We start from the raw sequence: 24,089 nt of genomic DNA, 5'->3' as shown, positions 1-24,089 counted from the left end.
GCTTTGCGGCCCTTTCGCGACACAAGGCCGCTCCTACAGGGGACCGCATATTCCTGTAGGAGCGGCCTTGTGTCGCGATTGGGCCGCACAGCGGCCCCAGCAATCTCAATGGTTGACGGTATGCGCCAGCATCACCGACAACTGGCACAGCGGCCGCCCACTCTCGGCATGCCACTGGTTGAACGCCTGCTGCACCAACGCCAAATCCCGCTGGCTGGTCGGCTGCTTGTCGATCACCTTCTGCGCGATCAATGCTGCCGCCATGTCATCGGTCGGGATAAACGTATCCTTGCCAACCATGCGCAAAAACCGTGGCGCCGACAACCCGCCGAGCTGGTTGCCGTGCTTGGCCAGGTACTTCCACAATCCAACGATATCGGTCACCGGCCAGTCGGCGACAAACGCGCCAAAGCTGCCATGCGCCTTGGCGATATCCAGCACCATCTGCGCATTGCGCGGCACGCTCTTGAGCTTGCCCAGGTGGCGGATGATGCGTTCATCCTGCATCAGCCGCTCGAGGTGCTCGGCGCCCATCAGCACCACCTTCTCCGGGTCGAAGCCGAAGAACACCTGCTCGAACACCGGCCACTTGGCATCCACCAGGCTGTGCTTGAGCCCGGCGCGAAACACGCGCAGGGCCAGGGTCGACAGGTAGCGGTCGTCGCTGATGTCGCGCAACTGTGCCGGCGTACGCGGCTGCGGCAAAAAGGCCTCCAGGGCCTGGGCCGAGCCAAAGCGGTTCAGGCAATACTCATGCAGCCACGGGTAATCGCGCATAGGCTCAGATGTTCACCACGTCGAGGAAGCGTGGGGTAGCGCTCTCGTCGATCTTCAGGCTGGTGAAGTCGAACAGGTTGCGGTCGGCCAACTGCGACGGCGCCACGTTCTGCATGGCGCGGAAAATGCTCTCGGTACGGCCCGGGTGCTTGCGCTCCCACTCCACCAACATGTCCTTGACCACCTGGCGTTGCAGGTTTTCCTGCGAGCCGCACAGGTTGCACGGGATGATCGGGAATTGCTTCATGTCCGAGTAGGCCTGGATGTCCTTTTCGTGGCAGTAGGCAAGCGGGCGGATCACCACGTTGCGGCCATCGTCGGCGCGCAGCTTCGGCGGCATGCCCTTGAGCGCGCCGTTGAAGAACATGTTGAGGAAAAAGGTTTCAACGATGTCGTCGCGGTGGTGCCCCAGTGCCATCTTGGTCGCACCGATCTCGTCGGCGAAGGTGTACAGGGTGCCACGGCGCAGGCGCGAGCACAGCGAGCACGTGGTCTTGCCCTCCGGTACCAGCTCCTTGACCACCGAGTAGGTGTCCTTCTCGACGATGTGGTACTCGACACCCAGTTCCTTGAGGTAGGCCGGCAGCACATGCTCGGGGAAGCCCGGCTGTTTCTGGTCCATGTTCACCGCGACGATCTCGAACTTGATCGGTGCCACCTTCTGCAGGTGCAACAGAACGTCGAGCATGGTGTAGCTGTCCTTGCCGCCGGACAGGCAGACCATGACCTTGTCGCCATCCTCGATCATGTTGTAGTCGGTGATGGCTTCGCCGGCGAGACGACGCAGGCGTTTTTGCAGTTTGTTCTGGTTGACCGAGAGGGTGCCCATAGCGCTTGGATCCGCGAGGTGTGACAAAAGGCGGCTATTTTACGCACAAACGCGCCGCTGCTGTAGGCATTCCGATAAAGACTTCAATGTAATCAGCAGCCCGACCGACAGCGCAATTTGCTCTAAAAAGCACGGTTTATGCCGGTAACGGCTTCCTATACTGCGACATAAGGCCACATTACCGCTTGCTTTGGTGTTCGGGCCTCGGGCCGCTTGCGCTCCATCTGGGGGGCGTTTGGCAACATTGAGAGGAGTGACGGCATGATTCATCACGTTGTGGGGCTTTTTACCCATCCCGACCAGGAATGGCGGGAAATCCGTGGCGAAGAAGAAACCATCAGCCACATGTACCTGACACACACGCTGATCCTGGCGGCGATCCCCGCCATTTCCGCGTTTATCGGCACCACCCAGGTGGGCTGGGTGATCGGCGACCGGCCAGCCGTGATGTTGACCATGGAAAGCGCCATCTGGATGAGCATCATGTCGTACCTGGCGATGCTCGCCGGGGTGGCGGTAATGGGCGCATTCATCCACTGGATGGCCCGCACCTACGATGCCAACCCGTCCATGGCGCAGTGCATCGCGTTTGCCACCTATACCGCCACCCCATTGTTCATCGGTGGCCTGGCGGCGCTGTACCCGCACTTGTGGCTGGGCATGCTCATCGGCACTGCCGCCATCTGCTACACGGTGTACCTGTTGTATGTCGGCTTGCCGACCTTCATGAACATACCGTCCGACGAAGGCTTCCTGTTCTCCAGCTCGGTACTGGCGGTGGGCCTTGTGGTACTGGTGGCGATCATGGCCGCCACGGTGATTATCTGGGGACTGGGCGTGGGGCCCGTCTATACCAACTAAAAAAGACTCAACCAACACTGGGGCATCAACCAGGGGCCGCCGCAAGGCGGCTTCTGGCTGTGCGCTGACCGGTGGCTCGGCAGGCTGCCTGTGGTTGCGGCATAATACCCGGTCAGGAGAACCATCCCGCCATGCCCGAGCTGCTCAAACAACGCGTCGAAACCTGTTACCAGCAAGCCGAAACCTTTTTCAAACGCCCCTTCCCGCGCCCGGAAGTCAGCTTCAGGTTACGCGGACAAAAAGCCGGTGTCGCTCATCTTCATGAAAACAAGCTCCGCTTCAACCCGCAGCTTTATCTCGAAAACAAGGAAGACTTCTTGCGCCAGACCGTGGCTCACGAGGTGGCGCACCTGATTGCCCATCAGCTGTTCGGCGACGGCATTCAGGCCCACGGCGAGGAGTGGCAGCTGATCATGCGCGGTGTCTACGACCTTGCACCCAATCGTTGCCATAACTACGAAGTGCAACGGCGTGTGGTGATCCGCTACATCTACCGCTGCCCGTGCCCGCAAAGCGACTTCCCGTTTACTGCGCAGCGGCACAAGCTGGTGCGCCAGGGGCGGCGTTACCTGTGCAAGCGCTGCCGGGAGATATTGGTGTACAGCGGTGAGACGCGGGTCGAATAGACCGGCTTTAGCCTGCACCGGCCCTATCGCCGGCAAGCCAGCGCCCACAGGTACAGCACAGGTTTCGAATGCTGTGCCATACCTGTGGGAGCTGGCTTGCCGGCGATAGGGCCGGAACAGGCAATACAAAAAAATCCCAGGCATGAGAAAGGCGACCCTGGGGTCGCCTTCTTCGTACCTGCCTGCGCCTTACTTCTCGACGAAGGCACGCTCGATCAGGTAGTCACCCGGCTCACGCATACGGGCGGAGACTTTCAGGCCGAAGCTGTCCAGCACTTCGCTGGTTTCGTCGAGCATGCTCGGGCTGCCGCAGATCATCGCACGGTCATCCTGCGGGTTGATCGGTGGCAGGCCGATGTCGCTGAACAGCTTACCGCTGCGCATCAGGTCGGTCAGGCGGCCCTGGTTCTCGAACGGCTCGCGGGTCACGGTCGGGTAGTAGATCAGTTTGTCGCGCACCGACTCACCGAAGAACTCGTTCTGCGGCAGGTGCTCAGTGATGAACTCACGGTAGGCCACTTCGTTCACGTAGCGCACGCCGTGCACCAGGATCACTTTTTCGAAGCGCTCGTAGGTTTCCGGGTCCTGGATGACGCTCATGAACGGCGCCAGGCCAGTGCCCGTGCTCAGCAGGTACAGGTGCTTGCCTGGGTTCAGGTCGTCCAGTACCAAGGTGCCGGTAGGCTTCTTGCTGATGATGATCTCGTCGCCTTCCTTCAGGTGCTGCAGCTGCGAGGTCAGCGGGCCATCCGGCACCTTGATGCTGAAGAACTCCAGGTGCTCTTCCCAGTTCGGCGAAGCGATGGAGTAGGCACGCATGAGCGGACGGCCGCTTTCCTGCTGCAGGCCGATCATCACGAACTGACCGTTCTCGAAGCGCAGGCCCGGGTCGCGGGTGCACTTGAAGCTGAACAGGGTGTCGTTCCAGTGGTGCACACTGAGGACACGTTCGTGGTTCATGTTGCTCATTGATGGGGCTCCTGAAGAAAAACGCAGCGCGTGCAACACGCACAGTTGCGCGATAGTTTAGGGGCAGCGACAATATCTGTTAACTGGATTATCAAGATATGTGTTATCGGTTATATCGATATGCGATTTACACTTCGTCAGCTGCAAGTCTTCGTCGCCGTCGCCCAGCATCAAAGCGTCTCACGGGCCGCCAGCCTGCTGGCGTTGTCGCAGTCGGCCGCCAGCACTTCCATCACCGAACTGGAGCGGCAATCGAGCTGCCAGCTGTTCGACCGTGCCGGCAAGCGCCTGGCCCTTAATGCCCTGGGCCATCAACTGCTGCCACAAGCCGTAGCCCTGCTCGACCAGGCCAAGGAAATCGAAGACCTGCTCAACGGCAAGTCCGGTTTCGGCTCGCTGGCGGTCGGCGCCACGCTGACCATCGGCAACTACCTGGCCACCTTGCTGATCGGCAGCTTCATGCAGACCCACCCGGAAAGCCAGGTAAAGCTGCATGTACAGAACACTGCGCATATCGTGCAACAGGTGGCCCATTACGAAATTGATCTGGGTCTAATCGAAGGTGACTGCAGCCACCCCGACCTGGAAGTGCAGCCGTGGGTCGAGGACGAACTGGTGGTGTTCTGCGCGCCACAGCATCCGCTGGCCAAGCTGGGCCGTGCCGATATCGAAAGCCTGTCGCAAGAGGCGTGGATCCTGCGTGAACAAGGTTCGGGCACACGCCTGACCTTCGACCAGGCCATGCGCCATCACCGTGCCAACCTAAACATCCGCCTGGAGCTGGAACACACCGAAGCGATCAAGCGTGCGGTGGAATCGGGCCTGGGTATTGGCTGCATTTCACGCCTGGCCCTGCGCGACGCGTTCCGCCGTGGCAGCCTGGTACCGGTGGAAACCCCGGAGCTGGACCTGATGCGCCAGTTCTACTTCATCTGGCACAAGCAGAAGTACCAGACCTCGGCCATGCGCGAATTTCTCGAGTTGTGCCGCAACTTCACTGCGGGCTTTACCCGCAGTGATGAAATCGTGCTGCCGCCGATCGCTTAAAGCAGGATCACGCCCCACACCAGCGCCACCATGGTCAATGCCACCAGTTGCGCGGCGCTGCCCATGTCCTTGGCGTTTTTCGACAGCGGGTGACGCTCCAGCGAAATGCGGTCGATGGCCGCCTCCACTGCCGAATTGAACAGCTCTACAATCAGCCCCAGCAGGCACACAGCGATCATGATCGCCCGCTCTGCGCGGCTGACCGGCAACCAGAAGGCAATCGGGATCAACAGCACGTTGAGCAGTACCAGTTGGCGGAACGCGGCCTCGCCCTTGAAGGCGGCGCGCAGGCCATCCAGCGAGTAGCCAGCGGCGTTGAAGATACGTTTGAGGCCGGTCTGGCCCTTGAATGGCGATGTCATGTGAGTCACTTCACAACAGAAAGGCCAGCAGACTAGACCGGCGCGGGTCAAAAAAGCGTGAAGCCACGCGCAGTCAGTTGCTGGCAACCGATTCAAGTTGTTGCAGCAGCAGCGCGGCCTGGGTGCGGGTACGCACGCCCAGCTTGCGGAAAATCGCAGTCACGTGGGCCTTGATGGTCGCTTCTGACACGCTCAGCTCATAGGCAATCTGCTTGTTCAGCAGGCCTTCGCAGACCATGGTCAGCACCCGGAACTGCTGTGGCGTGAGGCTGGCCAGGCCCTCGCTGGCGGCCTTGGCTTCGGCCGAGACATCAACCTTTTCAAACGCCTGCGGCGGCCACCAGACCTCGCCGTCGAGCACCTTGCGCACGGCCTCCTGGATCACCTCCAGGGGGCTGGACTTGGGAATGAAACCACTGGCGCCAAATTCGCGGGACTTGACCACCACGGCGGCCTCTTCCTGCGCCGAAACCATCACCACGGGGATCTGCGGGTATTGCCCGCGCAGCAGCACCAGCCCGGAAAAGCCGTAGGCACCCGGCATGTTCAGGTCCAGCAACACCAGGTCCCAGTCGGCTTTTTCGCTCAGGCGGGTTTCCAGTTCGGCAATGCTTGCGACTTCGACCAGGCGTACATCCGGGCCCAGGCCGAGGGTAACGGCCTGGCGCAGGGCGCCACGGAACAGTGGGTGGTCATCGGCAATCAGGATTTCGTAAGTGGCCATCGATCTAAGGATCCTGTTCTATGCCAGGCACTCGGGGGTAAGGGAAGCGCCCGGCGGGGAATCGGCGCCAAGGATGCCGAGCACGGTCAAGGGTGGTCAAGCCAATCGCCCTGCCGTCTCGCCCACCCTGGCTGCCAGCCCCGTCATTATGAACCAAAGCTGGGCTCGTGCCCCTTGGACTATAGGAAGGTATGCAAACGTTGGTGGGTGTCGTCCTGCTCGTCCAGCGGCAGGCGCCGCTTGCCGCTCAGGTAATGCAGGCTGAACACATCCAGATAGGCATCCAGCGCCTGCGAAGCCAGGCTGTCGCCAGCCAGGTCCAGGCACATGGCCGCGACTTCTGCCGTGCAGAAGTGATCGTCGCGCTTGGAACGGCGCAGGCGGTAGCGCGACATCTGCTCGGCTTGCAGGCTCAATACCGGGAAGCGGTCCAGGTACGGGCTTTTGCGGAACATCTTGCGCGCTTCGGTCCAGGTCGCATCCAGCAGGATGAACAGCGGGCGCTTGCCCGGCTCGCGCACCACTTCGCTAACCACCCGCTCCTGGGCAACGAACTCGCCCGGAAAGACAATGTAGGGCTGCCAGTGCGGATCGTCGAGCAGCGTCAGCAGGCGCTCGTCAACCGAGGTACGCAGCCAGCCGAAGGCGGAGGTGTCCTCGATCAGGTCGGCAATCAACCAGCCGGTGTTGGTCGGCTTCAGCGGCTCGGTGTCGTGCATCAGCAGGCACACGCCCGAATCTGCCTGCACCCGGGGTTTCCAGGCACACAGGCAGTGGGTGGCGATGACCCGACAATCGGCGCAGCGCTCGGCACGCGAGCCACGGGCGATAAAAGGCTTGATGCTGCGGGCCAGCCGTTCGGCGCGCAGGCGCGCTACCGCATGGCTCATACCGGCAGGCCTCGGGACAGGTTGGAAATGGGCACAAGGATGACTCTGGGAAAACAAGGCCGCCAGTCTACCAGAACAGCGGGCGATTGCTGTGCAGGCGGCGGGCAGGTCCTTATAATCGGGTGTTGCCGTGCCCGGTTCACACGCCCGCACGACTTTACGGAACACCGTCGACGCGCGCATGTCAAAGCGCCAGTCATCGAACCAGGAGAGATTCATGCTGCGCCTTATCGCCCCCGCCCTGAGCCTGATGCTCGCCCTGCCGCTGGCAGCCCAGGCGGCTTCCAAGCAGGATTACGACCTGAACAAGATGCTGGAGAAAGTCGCCAAAGAAAGCAGCGTCGGTACCCCGCGCGCGATCAACGAGGACATCCTCGACCAGGGCTATACCGTGGAAGGCAAGGCACTGGTCAACCACCTGAGCGTGCGCCAGAGCCATGCCGAGCGCATGCAGGCCAACCCTGAGCAGGTGCGTAGCCAGCTCGGTGACAGCGTGTGCCGCAATAATGGCTTCCGCAACCTGATGTCCAAGGGTGCCGTAATGGTCTACCGCTTCACGGTGTACAAGACCAACCAGCCAGTCATGGACCAGGCGTTCGACAATGCCAGTTGTGTAGCCGGCAACAAGAAGTAGTAAGCACTGCCTCTCACCCTAGGCTTTCTCGTCTTCACAGGCGCGCCAATGCCCCTCAGCGGCTTCGGCGCGCATCTCGGCCAGTAGCGCCTGCAAGTAGCGCGACTGGCACTCCAGCCCCGCCAGCCTGCGTTGGCACTCGGCTTCCAGGCTCAGGTGGTGCACTTGGGCTGCATTTACCAGCTGCTGGTAAAGCGGCCAGTCCACTTCGATGGTCAAGCGATGCATACCGCCACCTCCTGCACCGACACGTTTCGCTTTACCAGTTAACCAAACCCGCATCGCCGGTGGCCGCATGCCGACGGGCGGCGCTGGCAAACAGCCCGGCACAATCGGCCGCAAGGGTCTAGATTGAGGTCAGAGGTATTGGTGCAGAAGGAGACGTTGCATGCCTTACCCATCGAATGAACTGCTGTTTAGCCATTTTCGCGACAACAACATCGACCTCAGCCACATCGACGCACAATTGCAACTGGTGGCGCCAGACAGCCCCAACCTGCCGCTCTACCGCGACATGATGCTGACCATCCTGCGCATGGCCCACGACGACAGCGACCGCTGGAGCGCCAAGATCACCCTGCAGGCCTTGCGTGAACTGGACCATTCGTTCCGCACCCTGCAGCGCTACAAGGGCCGACGCAAGGTGACCGTGTTCGGCTCGGCGCGCACCCCGCTGGAACACCCGATGTACGCATTGGCCCGCGAACTGGGCGCCACCCTGGCGCGGTCCGACCTGATGGTCATCACTGGCGCGGGGGGTGGCATCATGGCCGCAGCGCACGAAGGTGCCGGCAGCGCACATAGCCTGGGCTTCAACATCACCCTGCCCTTCGAACAACATGCCAACCCCACTGTTGACGGCACCGACAAACTGTTGCCGTTCCATTTCTTCTTCATCCGCAAGCTGTTCTTCGTCAAGGAAGCCGACGCCCTGGTGCTGTGCCCGGGTGGCTTCGGCACCCTCGATGAAGCGCTGGAAGTGCTGACCCTGATCCAGACCGGCAAGAGCCCACTGGTACCCGTGGTACTGCTGGACTCACCTGGCGGCAGCTTCTGGCGTGACTGCCTGGACTTCATCAGCCGCCAGCTGGAAGAGAATCGCTACATCCTGCCCAGCGACCTGAAGCTGGTGCGCCTGGTGCACAGTGCTGACGAGGCGGTGGAGGAAATCAACCAGTTCTACAGCAACTACCATTCCAGCCGCTGGCTGAAGAGCCAGTTCGTGATCCGCATGCACCACGCCCTGAGCGAGGCAGCGCTGTATGACATTCAGGAAGGCTTTGCCGATTTGCGCTTGAGTGGCAAATATCACCAGCAACCGGACAGCAGTGCCGAACATGAGGTGGGTAATTACAGCCACCTGACCCGCTTGTCATTCGCCTTCAATGGCCGAGACCAAGGGCGTCTGCGCGAGCTGGTGGACTTTATAAACCTGCCAGAGAACTGGGCCAAACCGCAGCCCATGCATACCACCCAACGGGCCAGGGAGGCGTTGAAGGCCAGCTGAGGGTGCTTGCCCAAGCCGCTCTCATGGACCAAAACGTAACGTTTGGAGTTGACCCGGTCTCTGTGGGAGCCGCGCTTGCCGGCGATGGGTTGCGAAGCGGCCCCAATGCAGACGAAGCCTTCTGACGGATTGCGAGTAATCTATGGCTTTGGCCATCGCCGGCAAGCGCGGCTCCCACACCGAATGCGGCGGGCTTGCTGGCAGAGTTCCCTGCGCGGCCGCGCAGCCCGGAGGGTGATCTCTTACAGACAGGGATCGTGTGAGCCTGAAGCCAGTGCAATTGCTATGGGAGCGAGCGTGCCTGCGAAAAACCCAACTCGGTGCGCTTCAGTAATCGTCCAGATCTCGCCCACTGAGCAAGCGGCCGATCATATCCATGGGGAAGCCCCGGTAAGCCAGGAAGCGGGTCTGCTGGGCACGGCTGCGCGGGTCGTGCGGGCGTTGCCCGGCAAACTTGCGCTGCCATACATCACACAGACGTTCGCCCCAGTCCACCTCACTCTCGCGCAGTGCCTGCTCAATGTCAGCACGCGCCAAGCCGCGCTGACCAAGCTCTTCGCGAATGCGCGCAGGGCCATAGCCAGAGCCGGAACGGTAGCGGATGAAGCTTTCCAGGTAGCGGGCTTCACTCAGCAGCCCTTCTTCGGTCAGCCGGTCAAGCTCAGGCTCGATCAGCTCATCCGAAGCGCCTCGCTGACGCAACTTGCGCGTCAGCTCGACGCGACCATGCTCACGTCGCGCAAGCAGGTCCATGGCTGTCCGCCGGATGGCGACGGGGGTGTCGAGTACGGCGGACATGTTCAGCTATCTACCGCGCAATCAATAACCGGCTTCAGCGTCAGCCACGTCGTCAGCATTGGCCTCGGCCGCAGCAGCCTTACCGGCTTCAGCAACAGCACCGGACTTCAACAGCTTGTCACGGATCTGCTTCTCGATCTCGGCACCAATAGCCGGGTTTTCAGCCAGGTACTTGGCAGCGTTGGCTTTACCTTGGCCGATCTTGTTGCCCTGATAGGCGTACCAGGCACCGGACTTCTCGACCAGACCTTGCGATACACCCAGGTCGATGATCTCGCCGTTACGGTAGATACCCTTGCCGTAGAGAATCTGGAACTCGGCCTGGCGGAACGGAGGCGAGACCTTGTTCTTGACGATCTTGACGCGGGTTTCGCTACCGACCACCTCGTCGCCTTCCTTGACTGCGCCAGTACGGCGGATATCCAGACGTACCGAGGCGTAGAACTTGAGGGCGTTACCACCGGTGGTGGTTTCCGGGCTACCGAACATCACGCCGATCTTCATACGGATCTGGTTGATGAAGATGACCAGGCAGTTGGCGTTCTTGATGTTACCGGTGATCTTGCGCAGCGCCTGGGACATCAGGCGAGCCTGCAGGCCCACGTGCATGTCACCCATTTCACCTTCGATCTCGGCCTTGGGTACCAGGGCAGCCACGGAGTCGACGATGATCACGTCAACCGCGTTGGAACGCACCAGCATGTCGGTGATTTCCAGGGCCTGTTCGCCGGTATCCGGCTGCGAAACCAGCAGGTCGTCGACGTTCACGCCCAGCTTGCCGGCGTACTCAGGATCGAGGGCGTGCTCGGCGTCGACGAAGGCGCAGGTGGCGCCGTTTTTCTGGGCTTCGGCGATGACCGACAGGGTCAGCGTGGTCTTACCCGATGATTCCGGGCCGTAGATCTCGACGATACGGCCTTTTGGCAGGCCGCCAATGCCCAGGGCGATGTCCAGGCCCAGGGAGCCGGTGGAGATGGCCGGGATGCCTTGACGCTCTTGATCCCCCATGCGCATGACCGCGCCTTTACCGAATTGACGTTCGATCTGACCCAGGGCCGCAGCCAAGGCGCGCTTCTTGTTGTCGTCCATTGAAATCCTCACGTGTTCGACGTGGCCCTGACGGCCGCAATACCTGTATAAGTAGCCAGTATTATTCCACAGGCAAGCGCTCGCGCAAACCCCTGTCGTCGATTTACTCGGCACCAAGCTGTAACAAGCCGTCTAACGCGGCGATCACCGTCTGTCGGCGCACCGCCTCGCGGTCACCGTCGAACTGCCGCCGCTCGCTGAACACCCGGTTGCCGTCGCCCCAGGCCAGCCATACGGTGCCCACCGGCTTGGCCGGCGAACCACCGTCCGGCCCGGCCACGCCGCTCACTGCCACGGCAAAGCGCGCCCCGCTGGCCGCCTGGGCACCGCGGACCATGGCCTCGACCACTTCCTGGCTAACCGCCCCCACCTGGCCGAACAACGCCTCGGGCACCGCCAGCTGGCGGGTTTTCTGGGCGTTGGAGTAGGTAATGTAACCGGCCTCGAACCAGGCCGAGCTGCCGGGTATGCGGGTGATGGCTTCGGCAATGCCACCGCCCGTGCAGGATTCGGCAGTGGTCACCTGCGCATTGAAGCGGCGCAGGTGCTCACCCAGGCGGGTGGCAAGCGTGGTGATCGGGTCCATGTCGGGGCTCCTTGAAGGCGGCCCTCTACCCTATCACCCTGCCCCACGCCCTGGCTCAGGAAACCTGCAGGCTGCCCCGGGCAATTTCGCTGAACGCGCGCTCGTCGCGCCGGCCCAGGCGCGGCAGCCCTTCAGGCCATTCCTCGTTCCAGTCGAAACCCTCCAGCTTGCGCATGTCTTCGATTGCCGAACGCCACCAGATCACCTTGCACGCGCGCTGGTAGTCGTCACTGCTCATCACGCTGCCGTACAACAGCTTGCGGCCGATACCCCGCAGCTCGCGCGGCACCCGCTTGAGCCTCCATTTCACCGAAAGCCGGGCCAGCCATGACGGCACTGGGCGATGCGCCGGCACCTGCAGGGCCAGGCCCGGCATTTTCGAATGAAAATGCTCGCCATGCCGGGCAAAGAAAATCTCCAACACGGCATGCACGTATTGCTTCATCGCAAAATAATGGCTGATCATGCCACGCGCTTCATTGACCTTCGCCCCGTGCAGTTCGAAGGAAAAGGCGATCTGCTCGATGGTGTGCAGGCCACCGGCGTAGGGAGCCCAGGCATCGATACGGGGGATGGCGCGCTCGGCAATACCCACATTACAGCGGGTAAAGCCCATGACACCGCTGTTGCACAACCGCAAATCATCGGCCGGGGCATTGCCCGACTCGGCCAGCCCGGCACTGAAACGCAGGTAGTCGTTGCTGCACGAAGCCTCGGCCCAGTTCGCCTCCACCTCGTCGACCAGAAACTGCCCGGCATCGACTTGGCTGAACAGCTTAAGCGGCGACTGCAAGAACACTGTGTCGGTATCGATAAACACCGTCTTGTCGGCCCACTGCCCCGCCTGGGCAATGGCGCAGGCCTTGCGTCGATGGGTGTAGCCACCGTCACCGGTCCAGGTCTGCAGGGTTTGTTGGTCCAGGGTGATCACCTCCACTGGCCAACCGACAAAGGCCTGTGGCTGGTCGGTGAGCACACGGATCACCGGCAACTCCGCCGGTTTGCAGCGCGCAAGGGCAGTGAGGATGCTGAGTTTGGCCTCCAGTTGATAGATCCGGCGCTCGCCATAAAGGAGGTAGATCAGCTGTTGCTTTACATGGGGAACTGGGCTGGACACATTCATCGTGCGGGTCACGGCTGGTGGCGTTCGTCGAGGGCCGCGCATTCTAGTGGGTAACACGATTCAGCTCCACCATTGCCCGCCGGGCTGCGCACACATGCCCCATTGCCGGCGCCTGCATCTCGCGGAAAAAGCCTGTACCATTGCCGGTTTACCCTCGCCAACCAGATCACCCGCTGTAAGGCCCTGAATGTCTGATCTCTCCGCACACACCCCGATGATGCAGCAGTACTGGAAGCTGAAGAACCAGCACCCGGACCAGCTGATGTTCTACCGCATGGGCGACTTCTACGAAATCTTCTACGAAGATGCAAAAAAAGCCGCGAAACTGCTGGACATCACCCTGACCGCGCGCGGCCAGTCGGCCGGCCAGTCCATCCCCATGTGCGGGATTCCGTTCCATTCGCTGGAAGGCTACCTGGCCAAGCTGGTCAAGCTCGGCGAGTCGGTAGTGATCTGCGAGCAGATTGGCGACCCTGCCACCAGCAAGGGCCCGGTGGAACGCCAGGTGGTGCGCATCATCACCCCCGGTACGGTCAGTGACGAGGCGCTGCTCGACGAACGCCGCGACAACCTGATTGCCGCGCTGCTTGGTGACGAGCGCCTGTTCGGCCTGGCCGTGCTGGACATCACCAGCGGCAACTTCAGCGTGCAGGAGATCAAGGGCTGGGAAAACCTGCTGGCCGAACTCGAGCGCCTGAACCCGGTAGAACTGTTGATACCCGACGACTGGCCACGCGACCTCCCGGCCGAGAAGCGCCCGGGCGCCCGCCGCCGCGCGCCGTGGGACTTCGACCGCGATTCGGCGCGCAAGGCCCTGTGCCAGCAGTTTGCGACCAAAGACCTCAAGGGCTTCGGCTGCGACAAGCTGACCCTGGCCATCGGCGCCGCCGGCTGCCTGCTGACCTACGCCAAGGAAACCCAGCGCACCGCCCTGCCGCACCTGCGCAGCCTGCGCCATGAGCGGCTGGACGACACGGTGATCCTTGATGGCGCCAGCCGGCGCAACCTGGAACTGGACGTGAACCTGGCCGGCGGGCGCGACAACACTCTGCAATCGGTGGTCGACCGCTGCCAGACCGCCATGGCCAGCCGCCTGCTGAGCCGCTGGCTGAACCGCCCGCTGCGCGACCTCAAGGTACTGCAGGCACGTCAGGACTCGATCCGCTGCCTGCTCGACGGCTACCGTTTTGAAAAGCTGCAGCCGCAGTTGAAAGAAATTGGCGACATCGAGCGTATCCTCGCCCGTATCGGCCTGCGCAACGCCCGCCCACGTGACCTGGCGCGCCTGCGCGATGCCTTGGGTGCGCTGCCGGAACTGCAAAACGCCATGACCGAGCTGGAGGCGCCACACCTCGCGCGCCTGGCGGCCATCACCGGCACCTATCCGGAGCTGGCCAGCCTGCTGGAGCGGGCGATCATCGACAACCCGCCGGCAGTGATCCGCGATGGCGGCGTGCTCAAGGCCGGTTACGACAACGAACTGGACGACCTGCTGGCGATCAGCGAAAACGCCGGCCAGTTCCTGATCGACCTGGAAGCCCGCGAGAAGGCCCGCACCGGCCTGGCCAACCTCAAGGTCGGCTACAACCGCGTGCATGGCTACTTCATCGAACTGCCGACCAAGCAGGCCGAACAGGCGCCGGGTGACTACATCCGCCGCCAGACCCTGAAAGGCGCCGAGCGCTTCATCACCCCGGAGCTGAAGGCGTTCGAGGACAAGGCGCTGTCGGCCAAGAGCCGCGCCCTGGCCCGCGAGAAAATGCTCTACGACGCCCTGCTGGAAACCCTGATCAGCCACTTGGCGCCGCTGCAGGACAGCGCCGCCGCCCTGGCCGAACTGGACGTGCTCAGCAACCTGGCCGAGCGCGCGCTGAACCTCGACCTGAACTGCCCGCGTTTCGTCGACGAGCCCTGCCTGCGTATCGAGCAGGGCCGCCACCCGGTGGTGGAACAGGTACTGACCACGCCCTTCGTGGCCAATGACCTGGGCCTGGACAACAGCACGCGCATGCTGATCATCACCGGCCCGAACATGGGTGGTAAGTCCACCTATATGCGCCAGACGGCCCTGATCGTGCTGCTGGCCCATATCGGCAGCTTCGTGCCGGCAGCCAGTTGCGAGCTGTCACTGGTCGACCGCATTTTCACCCGTATCGGCTCCAGCGATGACCTGGCCGGCGGGCGCTCGACCTTCATGGTCGAGATGAGCGAAACCGCAAACATCCTGCACAACGCCACCGACCGCAGCCTGGTGCTGATGGACGAAGTGGGGCGTGGCACCAGTACCTTCGACGGCCTGTCGCTGGCCTGGGCCGCCGCCGAGCGCCTGGCCCAATTGCGCGCCTACACGCTGTTCGCCACCCACTACTTTGAGCTTACCGTACTGCCGGAAAGCGAGCCGCTGGTGGCCAACGTGCACCTGAACGCCACCGAGCACAATGAACGCATCGTGTTCCTGCACCACGTACTGCCTGGCCCTGCCAGCCAGAGCTACGGCCTGGCCGTGGCACAACTGGCCGGCGTGCCGACCGTGGTGATCCAGCGTGCCCGCGAACACCTGGGGCGACTGGAAACCAACAGCCTGCCCCATGAGCAACCCCCGGCCCAAAAGGCCAAGGACGCGCCACAGGTGCCGCACCAGAGCGACTTGTTCGCCAGCCTGCCACACCCGGCCATCGAGAAGCTGGGCAAATTGCAGCTGGACGACATGACCCCGCGCCAAGCTATCGAAATGCTATATCAACTAAAGAACCTGTTATAACGGCGCCCATTACAAGCTGGTAGAATCCGCCGCGGTTTGCTGGTGCTGCAGGTTATTAGCCTGGCCTGCAGCCACATACCCGTAAACCGCGCGGCCCCGAGAGGAAGGGCCGCCGCCGTCGCCTGAGGAGAGAATTAGAAATGACCTTCGTCGTCACCGACAACTGCATCAAATGCAAATACACCGACTGCGTGGAAGTCTGTCCGGTGGACTGCTTCTACGAAGGCCCGAACTTCCTGGTCATCCACCCGGACGAGTGCATCGACTGCGCCCTGTGCGAGCCGGAGTGCCCAGCGCAAGCCATCTTCTCGGAAGACGAAGTGCCTTCGGGCATGGAGAACTTCATCGAGCTGAACGCCGAACTGGCGGAAGTCTGGCCGAACATCACCGAGCGTAAAGATGCCCTGCCGGACGCTGCAGAGTGGGATGGCAAGACGGGCAAGATTGCCGACCTGGAGCGCTGATAGCGCCCAGACGCGAAAAGGCCCCTCGGGGCCTTTTTTGTTTTTCTGCGGGCAAAAAAAGGGGCGGTTTGACCCGCCCACATTTTTTTCCGTAGTCCCTGCTTGTCCCAAACATCATCCTGATGAAATCGCTTCTTGCGATGTCCCTGGCGTTCATCCTGAAAGCCTGTGCATGTCCCTGTGCACAGTTCGAATACTAGCGGGTTCAGCCGGGCGGGCAAGCGCCGGACCTTACAAGGTATTGCCAGGGACACATTTGCACACGGCTGAATACACCATGCTTTTCAATGAGTTGTGAAAATGCAGCATCTGGAAACGGCATTGATTTACTGAAGATTGCATAGATAGCTTACAAAACAAGTAAGCAAAGGCTTACACGCGATGTTACTGGGGTAGCGCGGTACACATTCGACATGTGTGTTGCCGGGCAGATTTTTGGGGCTGCTTTGCAGCCCATCGCGACGCAAGGCCGCTCCTACAGGGGCCGCGATTGCCTGCATGGTCGCGATCCCCTGTAGGAGCGGCCTTGTGTCGCGATCGGGGCGCACAGCGCCCCCAGCAATCTCAAAAGACACATACAAGAACGCCCCGAGGTCATCGGGGCGTTTTGCATTACAGCCTTCGCTACTGGAACAACGACTCACTGGACAGGCCGTTCTTCTCCAGGATCTCGCGCAAGCGCTTGAGCCCTTCCACCTGGATCTGCCGCACCCGTTCACGGGTCAGGCCGATCTCCAGGCCAACATCCTCCAGGGTGCTGCTCTCATGCCCGCGCAGGCCAAAGCGGCGCACCACCACTTCACGCTGTTTGTCGGTCAACTCACCCAACCACTGGTCGATGCTCTGCGACAGGTCGTCGTCCTGCAGCAGCTCGCACGGGTCGGTCGGGCGGTCGTCGGTCAGGGTGTCGAGCAGGGTCTTGTCCGAATCCGGGCCGAGCGACACGTCCACCGAAGACACCCGCTCGTTCAGGCCGAGCATGCGCTTGACCTCGGCGACTGGCTTCTCCAGCAGGGTGGCGATTTCTTCTGGGGAGGGTTCGTGGTCCAGCTTCTGGGTCAGCTCGCGGGCAGCGCGCAAGTAGACGTTCAGTTCCTTGACCACGTGAATCGGCAGGCGAATGGTGCGGGTCTGGTTCATGATCGCCCGTTCGATGGTCTGGCGAATCCACCAGGTCGCATAGGTCGAAAAACGGAAACCACGCTCCGGGTCGAACTTCTCGACCGCACGGATCAGCCCCAGGTTGCCCTCCTCGATCAGGTCGAGCAGCGACAGGCCACGGTTCACGTAACGACGGGCAATTTTTACAACCAGGCGCAGGTTGCTTTCGATCATGCGCTTGCGGCCGGCAGGGTCGCCTTTTTGCGACAGGCGCGCAAAGTGCACTTCCTCTTCCGGCGACAGCAGCGGCGAGAAGCCGATCTCGTTGAGATACAGCTGGGTGGCATCGAGCGCCCGGCTGTAATCGATGTACTTGTGTTGCTTGAGCGAAGAGCCCGACTTGGCCCTCGTCCGAACCGAAGATACAGCAGGTTCGTCTGACACCACATCCGTTTCCAAAACGATACCCGTCTCCATCAGGAGGACGTCATCGTCGATGTCAAACTCCGGCACTTCTTTACTGAGAGCCATTGTTATAGTCCTTTGCTGAGTTCGAACTCAGACTCGAGCGGCACCTTTATCCCTGGCAGCGCTTGAGCCTGTCCCCTCTACGTCACAGGAACAGGCAAGGCACAACGGTCAACGACGTGGCAGGAACTGGAGCGGATCGACGGGTTTACCCTGGCGGCGAATCTCGAAATGCAGCTTCACCCGATCAGTGCCCGTAGACCCCATTTCAGCAATCGACTGCCCTGCCTTGACCTGCTGCCCCTCCCGAACCAACAGCCTGCGGTTGTGGCCGTAGGCACTGACGTAGGTGTCGCTGTGCTTGATGATGATCAGCTCGCCGTAGCCCCTTAAACCACTCCCGGCGTAAACCACCGCACCATCAGACGCAGCAAAAACAGGCTGTCCCAAATCACCGGCGATATCAATGCCTTTATTCAAACTACCGTTTGAAGCAAATTTTCCAATCAGCACGCCGTTGGCGGGCCAGGTCCAGCCGCCTACCGCGCGCTCTGCAGCCGGCACGGTCGCAGCCACCGGGGCGCTGGTGGACGCAGCCGGTGTAGCCGGTTTGCTGGTGCTGGCAGGCGTGGTGACCGTGCTGCCCACAGGCCGCCGCGTGACCGTGGTGCGGCTTGAAGAGGACGGGCTGGACACCACCGTGGTACTGCTGCCAGAGCCGCTGCTGAAACGAATCGCTTGGCCCGGGCGGATGGTATAAGGCGCCGCGATGCCGTTGCGTGCGGCCAGCTCCTTGTAGTCCCAGCCATAGCGGAAGGCGATGGAGAACAGGGTATCGCCAGGCTTGACGATGTATTGCCCCGACGTCACTGCCGGGCGCTTGGGTGCGCTGTTGTTGCGGTCGACCACCCGCGCGCTGGTGCTGCTGGTGCTCGAGCAACCCACCAGAAGCGTGCCCATGGCCAATGCAATCACCAGAAGCTTGAAACCCGACCCGTCCTTGCGCTGCCGAATGACTGTGTGACCCACCCGCGCTCCCCTCATGGTGCCGAAAAACGATATGAAGACAAGAAATGCAATATTGTTGCAATTATAACCAAGCCAGCCGGTATTGGCAGGCTGATGCAAAAGGCGGTTGCAAAGCCGCGATGCACGCCGTGGGCTAACACTTCGCCCCGCCAGATAGACAGGGCCATGCAGCAAGAATTCGCCGGCGGCGCAAAAATAGCGCCCGGCTCAAATCGGCGCAGTTCAGGCCAACGGCCCATTGAGCAACGGCACGAAGCGCACGGCACCCAGCACGCGACGGGAGAATCCATGCTCCTCACGCACGATCAGCATCAGTTGCTGCGCTTCGCCCGCCTGCCCCACCGGGATAACCATGCGGCCACCGGGGGCCAACTGGTCGAGCAGGGCCTGTGGTACTTCTGGCGCCACGGCAGTGACGATGATGCCGTTGTAAGGCGCCAGCGCCGGCCAGCCCTCGCAACCGTCGCCCCAGCGGAACACCACGTTGCGCAGGTTCAGCTCCACCAGGCGCTCCTTGGCCCGGTCCTGCAGCACCTTGATACGCTCCACCGAAAACACCCGCTCGACCAGCTGGGCCAGGATCGCCGTCTGGTAGCCGGAGCCGGTACCGATCTCCAGCACCTTGTCCAATGGCCCGGCCTCAAGCAGCAGCTCGCTCATGTGGGCAACCATGAACGGCTGCGAGATGGTCTGGTTGTGGCCGATCGGCAGCGCGGTGTCTTCATAGGCGCGGTGTGCCAGTGCCTCGTCGACGAACAGGTGGCGCGGCGTGCGACGGATCACGTCGAGCACCTTGGTGTTCGACACGCCCTCTTCGCACAGGCGCTGGATCAGACGCTCCCGGGTACGCTGGGAGGTCATGCCGATGCCGCGCCGCAGCATATCGTCCTCGCGCATCAGAGCAGGCCCTCCAGCCAACCGTCGAGCTGCTCGAAGGCATCACTGAAGGTGCGGTCGAGCTGCAGCGGGGTGATCGAGACGTAACCTTGCATCACCGCATGGAAGTCGGTACCCGGGCCGCCATCCTCGGCATCACCGGCCACCGCGATCCAGTAGCCTTCCTTGCCACGCGGGTTGACCACCTTGGTCGGCGCCGCCGCCCGCGCCCGGTGCCCGAGGCGGGTAAGCTGGATGCCGCGGATGTGCTCCAGGGGCAGGTTGGGGATGTTGACGTTGAGTACGGTGCGTGGCGGCAACGCCAGGCGCGACTGTGCCTCGACCAGGCGACGGGCGATATGGGCCGCCGTCGGCAGGTTGTCCGGCAGGCGCGACAACAACGAAAACGCCAGCGAGGTGCCACCGAGGAAGCGGCCTTCCAGCGCTGCGGCAACCGTGCCCGAATACAGCACGTCGTCACCCAGGTTGGCGCCAAGGTTGATCCCCGACACGACCATGTCCGGCGTATGCGGCAACAGCCCATTGAGCCCCAGGTGCACGCAATCGGTCGGCGTGCCGTTGAGGCTGATGAAGCCATTGGCCAGGGTCTGCGGGTGCAGTGGCCGGTCCAGCGTCAGCGAACTGCTGGCGCCGCTCTTGTCTTGTTCCGGGGCAATTACCGCGCACTCGGCGTAATCCGCCAGCGCAGCGTGCAGCGCGGCGAGGCCGGGTGCGGTAACACCGTCGTCGTTCGAAATCAGAATACGCATGGGCTGTCCGTCTGCCCTGCCGACACCAGATCCACGACTTCACGCACCACCACGGTGGCGAAGCATCCGGCCGGCAGGACGAATTCCAGTTGCAGGATATCAGGCTCGGGATAATGCCACGTCAGGCCGCCAATAGGGAGCCGCAGAATGCGCCGTTCGTGATCCATGCCCGCCTGGGCCAACCACTGGCAAAGTGCCGGCTGGCGTGCGCCGACGGTGTTTTCCAGCTGCGCCGTGGCACCGGCGGCAGGCGATGCACCCTCGCCCCACATCGGGCCAGTCGGGTGCAGGTCGAGAATCGCCAGGCGCGGGTCGGCACATTCCGCCTCGCCGGCCGGGAAGAAGCTGCGGCTGTCAGTAAATGCCAGCAGGTCGCCGACCTGGGCCTGGTTCCAGCTGCCTTCGGCGACACGTGCCGCCAGCACTTGGTTGAACAGGTAGCTGCGCCCGGCCGACAGCAGCCGCGAACGTACGTTGCGCTGTTCGGGCAACGCCTTGCGCGCGGCCCAATCAAGGGCGTCGTGGACGTTGCCACCGCCGTGGCCGAAACGCTGGGTGCCGAAATAGTTGGGCACACCCTCTTGCTTGAGCTGCGCCAGGCGCGCATCCAGGGCCTGGTGATCGGCGGCCAGGGCAGTCAGGCGCAGGGTGAAGCCATTGGCCGAATGCGCGCCACGTTGCAGCTTGCGCTGGTGACGCACCTGCTTGAGCACTCGCAGGGTGGCGTCCTCGGCACGCGACAGGTCCGGGTCGGCCTTGCCTGGCAGGTGCAGGCTGAACCACTGGCGGGTCAGCGCCTGGCGGTCCTTGAGCCCGGCGTAGCTGATGCTGCGCACCGGCACGCCAGCGGCGCGGGCCAGGCGGCGTGCAGCCTCTTCGGTGTTCAGGTCACGCTTCTCGACCCACAGCCACAGGTGCTCACCCTGGCCCGACAGCGGGATGTCGAGCACTTCGTCGACCTGGAAGTCTTCAGCCACTGCCTTGAGGACGGCGGTGCCCAGTGCTTCGCCCGATGCGCGCGGGCCCAGCAGTTCCAGTTCGGTCATGCTGGCAGCAGCAGGGTGACCGCATGCACGGCAATACCCTCCTCGCGGCCACAGAAGCCCAGTTTCTCGGTGGTGGTGGCCTTGACGTTGACCTGGTCGAGCTCGACCTGCAGGTCTTCGGCGATCAGCTGGCGCATGGTTTCGATGTGCGGTGCCATTTTCGGCGCCTGGGCGACGATGGTGGCATCGACGTTGCCGACCTTCCAGCCCTTGGCCTTGACGACAGCGACCACGTGACGCAGCAGCACGCGGCTGTCGGCGCCCTTGAATTGCGGGTCGGTGTCGGGGAAATGCTTGCCGATGTCACCCAGCGCAGCTGCGCCAAGCAAGGCATCGCTCAGGGCGTGCAGCAGCACATCGCCATCGGAATGGGCCAGCAGGCCGAATTTGTGCGGGATACGCACCCCGCCCAAGGTAATGAAATCACCGTCGCAGAAACGGTGCACATCGTAGCCGTGGCCAATACGCATAAGAAAACGCCCTGAATTTGTCAGGGCGTGATTCTACCTGCTTTAGCCGCCATTGGGGCCGCCATGTAGGAGCGGCCTTGCGTCGCGATCGGGGTGCGCAGCAGCCCCCGGAATTCAGCGTCAACGCAGATATTGCCGGGGCCGCTGCGCGGCCCGATCGCGACACAAGGCCACTCCTACATGGCGATAACGCAGCGATGCGTTATACCCGCCCCAGCGCCACCGCATGGTGGCGCAGGTGCTCTTCAATGAAGCTGGCGATGAAGTAGTAGCTGTGGTCATAGCCAGGCTGCAGGCGCAGGGTCAGCTCATGGCCGCCTTTGCGTGCCGCCTGCTCCAGCGCTTCAGGCTTGAGCTGCTTTTCGAGGAAGTCATCACGGTCGCCCTGGTCCACCAGCAACGGTGGGCACTCGCCAGCCGGTGTCTCGGCCAGCAGCACGCTGGCATCCCACTCACGCCAGCGTGCACGGTCTTCACCCAGGTAACGGCTGAAGGCTTTTTCGCCCCACGGGCAATCCATCGGGTTGCTGATCGGCGAGAACGCCGACACCGAGCGATAACGCCCCGGGTTGCGCAAGGCGCACACCAACGCACCATGCCCACCCATGGAATGGCCGCTGATGCTGCGCTCGGCCGAGGCCGGAAAGTGCGCCTCGATCAGCGCCGGCAACTCCTGCACCACATAGTCGTGCATGCGGTAGTGCTGGGCCCAGGGTTGCTGGGTGGCATTAAGGTAGAAGCCGGCACCCAGGCCAAAGTCCCAGGCGCCATCAGGGTCGCCCGGCACCTGCTCGCCACGCGGGCTGGTGTCGGGGGCAACGATGATCAGCCCCAGCTCGGCGGCCAGGCGCTGAGCGCCGGCCTTCTGCATGAAGTTCTCATCGGTGCAGGTCAGGCCGCTCAGCCAGTACAGTACCGGCAGCTTCTCGCCCTGCTCGGCCTGCGGCGGCAAGTACACGGCAAATACCATGTCGCAACCCAGCACCTTGGAGTGATGCCGGTAACGCTTGTGCCAGCCGCCGAAGCTTTTCTGGCAGGAGATGTTATCCAGGCTCATGGCGTACCTCAGAAGTGGATTACGCTGCGGATGCTCTTGCCTTCATGCATCAGGTCGAAAGCCTTGTTGATGTCCTCCAGGCCCATGGTGTGGGTGATGAAGGTATCCAGCGGAATCTCGCCCTTCTCGGACATTTCCACGTAGCTTGGCAGCTCGCTGCGGCCACGCACGCCGCCGAACGCCGAACCGCGCCAGACGCGGCCAGTCACCAACTGGAACGGACGGGTAGCGATTTCCTGGCCGGCACCGGCCACACCGATGATCACCGACTCACCCCAGCCCTTGTGGCAGCATTCCAGGGCGGCGCGCATCAGTTGCACGTTGCCGATGCACTCGAAAGAAAAGTCCACGCCACCGTCGGTGAGGTCAACGATCACTTCCTGAATCGGGCGGTCGTAGTCTTTCGGGTTGATGCAGTCGGTGGCACCCAGCTGGCGGGCGATCTCGAACTTGGCCGGGTTGATGTCGATGGCGATGATGCGCGCGGCCTTGGCCTTGACCGCACCAATCACGGCCGACAGGCCGATGCCGCCGAGGCCGAAGATGGCCACGGTGTCACCCGGCTTGACCTTGGCGGTGTTGAGCACCGCACCGATGCCGGTGGTAACGCCGCAGCCCAGCAGGCAGACCTTTTCCAGCGGTGCTTCTTTCTGGATCTTGGCCACCGAGATTTCCGGCAGCACAGTGTACTCGGAGAACGTCGAGGTACCCATGTAGTGGAACAGCTGCTGGCCCTTGTAGGAGAAGCGCGTGGTGCCGTCCGGCATCAGGCCCTTGCCCTGGGTGGCGCGGATGGCCTGGCACAGGTTGGTCTTGCCCGACAGGCAGAATTTGCACTTGCCGCATTCCGGGGTGTACAGCGGAATCACGTGGTCACCCACGGCAACCGAAGTCACGCCCTCGCCTACCGCTTCGACGATTGCACCGCCCTCGTGGCCGAGAATCGACGGGAAGATGCCTTCCGGGTCGGCACCGGACAGGGTGTAGGCGTCGGTGTGGCAGACACCGCTGGCGACCACGCGCAGCAGCACTTCACCTGCCTTGGGCATGGCCACGTCGACTTCGACGATTTCCAGGGGTTTCTTGGCTTCGAAGGCTACAGCAGCACGGGACTTGATCATCAAAGGTCTCCAGACAGAGTGTCGATTCAGGCTGACAGTGTAATTCAGTACCTTTTGGTGAATAATCAGGGCAAAGACAAAACATTATTGCTACACAGGGATAA

Annotated in this window: 26 protein-coding genes; 7 read left to right on the top strand and 19 right to left on the bottom strand. The window is 62.3% G+C overall.

The genetic code is table 11. The annotated features are described in order from the left end of the window. Positions 1 to 105 precede the first annotated feature (105 nt). Both ACI2KG_RS23900 and ttcA read right to left on the bottom strand, forming a co-directional pair. Entirely contained in the window at positions 106 to 777 is a 672-nt protein-coding gene (locus ACI2KG_RS23900) for a DNA-3-methyladenine glycosylase I (protein ID WP_404663524.1), read from the bottom strand. A 4-nt stretch (positions 778 to 781) separates the two neighbouring features. Then, a complete protein-coding gene (ttcA, locus tag ACI2KG_RS23895) occupies positions 782 to 1,606 on the bottom strand; it encodes a tRNA 2-thiocytidine(32) synthetase TtcA (protein ID WP_201207511.1) in 825 nt (274 codons plus the stop codon). Positions 1,607 to 1,867: 261 nt separating this feature from the next. Between ttcA and ACI2KG_RS23890 the strand changes: the two genes are divergently transcribed. Beyond that, complete coding sequence (locus ACI2KG_RS23890; protein ID WP_012270925.1) at positions 1,868 to 2,467, top strand: Yip1 family protein; 600 nt, start codon at positions 1,868 to 1,870, stop codon at positions 2,465 to 2,467. 131 nt (positions 2,468 to 2,598) lie between these two features. Continuing rightward, entirely contained in the window at positions 2,599 to 3,093 is a 495-nt protein-coding gene (locus ACI2KG_RS23885) for a SprT family zinc-dependent metalloprotease (protein WP_404663523.1), read from the top strand. A gap of 189 nt (positions 3,094 to 3,282) precedes the next feature. Here the strand turns inward: ACI2KG_RS23885 and fpr are convergent, their stop codons facing one another. Beyond that, positions 3,283 to 4,062 carry a ferredoxin-NADP reductase gene (gene fpr / locus ACI2KG_RS23880; protein ID WP_016501130.1) on the bottom strand — a complete coding sequence of 260 codons (780 nt, stop codon included), beginning with the start codon at positions 4,060 to 4,062 and terminating at the stop codon, positions 3,283 to 3,285. Positions 4,063 to 4,182: 120 nt separating this feature from the next. Here fpr and finR point away from each other — a divergent pair, with 120 nt between their 5' ends. Continuing rightward, the gene (finR, locus tag ACI2KG_RS23875) at positions 4,183 to 5,109 is read left to right on the top strand and encodes a LysR family transcriptional regulator FinR (RefSeq protein WP_404663522.1); all 927 of its coding nucleotides are present in this window, start codon (positions 4,183 to 4,185) and stop codon (positions 5,107 to 5,109) included. On the opposite strand, the gene ACI2KG_RS23870 is transcribed toward finR, so the two are convergent. The 3 genes from ACI2KG_RS23870 to ACI2KG_RS23860 form a co-directional block, all read right to left on the bottom strand. Continuing rightward, positions 5,106 to 5,471 (bottom strand): diacylglycerol kinase, encoded by a 366-nt coding sequence (locus tag ACI2KG_RS23870; RefSeq protein WP_010952700.1) that lies wholly within the window; start codon positions 5,469 to 5,471, stop codon positions 5,106 to 5,108. The two genes, finR and ACI2KG_RS23870, sit on opposite strands and share 4 nt — an antisense overlap. 73 nt (positions 5,472 to 5,544) lie before the next feature. Continuing rightward, positions 5,545 to 6,195: a response regulator transcription factor ErdR gene (erdR, locus tag ACI2KG_RS23865; RefSeq protein WP_404663521.1), complete on the bottom strand. Its 651-nt coding sequence runs from the start codon at positions 6,193 to 6,195 to the stop codon at positions 5,545 to 5,547. A 179-nt stretch (positions 6,196 to 6,374) separates the two neighbouring features. After that, the gene (locus ACI2KG_RS23860; protein WP_404663520.1) at positions 6,375 to 7,085 is read right to left on the bottom strand and encodes a tRNA-uridine aminocarboxypropyltransferase; all 711 of its coding nucleotides are present in this window, start codon (positions 7,083 to 7,085) and stop codon (positions 6,375 to 6,377) included. Positions 7,086 to 7,302: 217 nt separating this feature from the next. Between ACI2KG_RS23860 and ACI2KG_RS23855 the strand changes: the two genes are divergently transcribed. Then, a complete protein-coding gene (locus ACI2KG_RS23855) occupies positions 7,303 to 7,719 on the top strand; it encodes a quorum-sensing-regulated virulence factor family protein (RefSeq protein ID WP_404663519.1) in 417 nt (138 codons plus the stop codon). Between the two features lie 18 nt (positions 7,720 to 7,737). Here ACI2KG_RS23855 and ACI2KG_RS23850 read toward each other — a convergent pair whose 3' ends face one another. Further along, positions 7,738 to 7,947, bottom strand: coding sequence for a hypothetical protein (locus ACI2KG_RS23850; protein WP_404663518.1), 210 nt, complete (start codon positions 7,945 to 7,947; stop codon positions 7,738 to 7,740). Positions 7,948 to 8,107: 160 nt separating this feature from the next. On the opposite strand from ACI2KG_RS23850, the gene ACI2KG_RS23845 reads away from it, so the two are divergent. Further along, complete coding sequence (locus ACI2KG_RS23845) at positions 8,108 to 9,226, top strand: LOG family protein (protein ID WP_400621964.1); 1,119 nt, start codon at positions 8,108 to 8,110, stop codon at positions 9,224 to 9,226. Positions 9,227 to 9,553: 327 nt separating this feature from the next. Here the strand turns inward: ACI2KG_RS23845 and recX are convergent, their stop codons facing one another. From recX to ACI2KG_RS23825, 4 genes are all read right to left on the bottom strand, one after another. Then, the gene (gene recX, locus ACI2KG_RS23840) at positions 9,554 to 10,024 is read right to left on the bottom strand and encodes a recombination regulator RecX (protein WP_404663517.1); all 471 of its coding nucleotides are present in this window, start codon (positions 10,022 to 10,024) and stop codon (positions 9,554 to 9,556) included. A gap of 21 nt (positions 10,025 to 10,045) precedes the next feature. Further along, on the bottom strand, positions 10,046 to 11,113 hold the full coding sequence (gene recA, locus ACI2KG_RS23835; RefSeq protein WP_201207324.1) for a recombinase RecA: 1,068 nt from the start codon (positions 11,111 to 11,113) through the stop codon (positions 10,046 to 10,048). A 103-nt stretch (positions 11,114 to 11,216) separates the two neighbouring features. Continuing rightward, the gene (locus ACI2KG_RS23830) at positions 11,217 to 11,699 is read right to left on the bottom strand and encodes a CinA family protein (RefSeq protein ID WP_404663516.1); all 483 of its coding nucleotides are present in this window, start codon (positions 11,697 to 11,699) and stop codon (positions 11,217 to 11,219) included. 55 nt (positions 11,700 to 11,754) lie between these two features. Continuing rightward, the gene (locus ACI2KG_RS23825; RefSeq protein WP_404663515.1) at positions 11,755 to 12,822 is read right to left on the bottom strand and encodes a hypothetical protein; all 1,068 of its coding nucleotides are present in this window, start codon (positions 12,820 to 12,822) and stop codon (positions 11,755 to 11,757) included. A gap of 187 nt (positions 12,823 to 13,009) precedes the next feature. Here ACI2KG_RS23825 and mutS point away from each other — a divergent pair, with 187 nt between their 5' ends. Together mutS and fdxA are read left to right on the top strand one after the other, a co-directional pair. Continuing rightward, entirely contained in the window at positions 13,010 to 15,583 is a 2,574-nt protein-coding gene (gene mutS, locus ACI2KG_RS23820; protein ID WP_400621977.1) for a DNA mismatch repair protein MutS, read from the top strand. A 140-nt stretch (positions 15,584 to 15,723) separates the two neighbouring features. Beyond that, positions 15,724 to 16,047 carry a ferredoxin FdxA gene (fdxA, locus tag ACI2KG_RS23815; RefSeq protein ID WP_400621980.1) on the top strand — a complete coding sequence of 108 codons (324 nt, stop codon included), beginning with the start codon at positions 15,724 to 15,726 and terminating at the stop codon, positions 16,045 to 16,047. A gap of 624 nt (positions 16,048 to 16,671) precedes the next feature. On the opposite strand, the gene rpoS is transcribed toward fdxA, so the two are convergent. The 8 genes from rpoS to ACI2KG_RS23775 form a co-directional block, all read right to left on the bottom strand. Further along, a complete protein-coding gene (gene rpoS / locus ACI2KG_RS23810) occupies positions 16,672 to 17,679 on the bottom strand; it encodes an RNA polymerase sigma factor RpoS (RefSeq protein WP_003252351.1) in 1,008 nt (335 codons plus the stop codon). 108 nt (positions 17,680 to 17,787) lie between these two features. Beyond that, positions 17,788 to 18,645: a peptidoglycan DD-metalloendopeptidase family protein gene (locus ACI2KG_RS23805; RefSeq protein ID WP_201207334.1), complete on the bottom strand. Its 858-nt coding sequence runs from the start codon at positions 18,643 to 18,645 to the stop codon at positions 17,788 to 17,790. Between the two features lie 222 nt (positions 18,646 to 18,867). Then, the gene (locus ACI2KG_RS23800; RefSeq protein ID WP_404663542.1) at positions 18,868 to 19,506 is read right to left on the bottom strand and encodes a protein-L-isoaspartate(D-aspartate) O-methyltransferase; all 639 of its coding nucleotides are present in this window, start codon (positions 19,504 to 19,506) and stop codon (positions 18,868 to 18,870) included. A 35-nt stretch (positions 19,507 to 19,541) separates the two neighbouring features. Beyond that, positions 19,542 to 20,291: a 5'/3'-nucleotidase SurE gene (gene surE, locus ACI2KG_RS23795; RefSeq protein WP_201207329.1), complete on the bottom strand. Its 750-nt coding sequence runs from the start codon at positions 20,289 to 20,291 to the stop codon at positions 19,542 to 19,544. Continuing rightward, positions 20,279 to 21,337 carry a tRNA pseudouridine(13) synthase TruD gene (gene truD / locus ACI2KG_RS23790; RefSeq protein ID WP_400621988.1) on the bottom strand — a complete coding sequence of 353 codons (1,059 nt, stop codon included), beginning with the start codon at positions 21,335 to 21,337 and terminating at the stop codon, positions 20,279 to 20,281. Before truD ends, surE begins: the two co-directional genes overlap by 13 nt. After that, on the bottom strand, positions 21,334 to 21,807 hold the full coding sequence (gene ispF, locus ACI2KG_RS23785) for a 2-C-methyl-D-erythritol 2,4-cyclodiphosphate synthase (RefSeq protein WP_404663514.1): 474 nt from the start codon (positions 21,805 to 21,807) through the stop codon (positions 21,334 to 21,336). The genes truD and ispF overlap by 4 nt, the downstream gene beginning before the upstream one ends. Before the next feature lie 202 nt (positions 21,808 to 22,009). Continuing rightward, positions 22,010 to 22,864 (bottom strand): S-formylglutathione hydrolase, encoded by an 855-nt coding sequence (fghA, locus tag ACI2KG_RS23780; protein ID WP_172219562.1) that lies wholly within the window; start codon positions 22,862 to 22,864, stop codon positions 22,010 to 22,012. 8 nt (positions 22,865 to 22,872) lie between these two features. Then, the gene (locus ACI2KG_RS23775) at positions 22,873 to 23,985 is read right to left on the bottom strand and encodes an S-(hydroxymethyl)glutathione dehydrogenase/class III alcohol dehydrogenase (protein ID WP_016485227.1); all 1,113 of its coding nucleotides are present in this window, start codon (positions 23,983 to 23,985) and stop codon (positions 22,873 to 22,875) included. Positions 23,986 to 24,089: the final 104 nt, after the last annotated feature.

Origin of the sequence: Pseudomonas sp. NPDC089407 (assembly GCF_044900445.1) — a bacterium.
Classification (GTDB): Bacteria; Pseudomonadota; Gammaproteobacteria; order Pseudomonadales; family Pseudomonadaceae; genus Aquipseudomonas.
The sequence above is the reverse complement of the archived record's forward strand: the minus strand, read 5'-3'. Positions and strand labels throughout refer to the sequence as shown.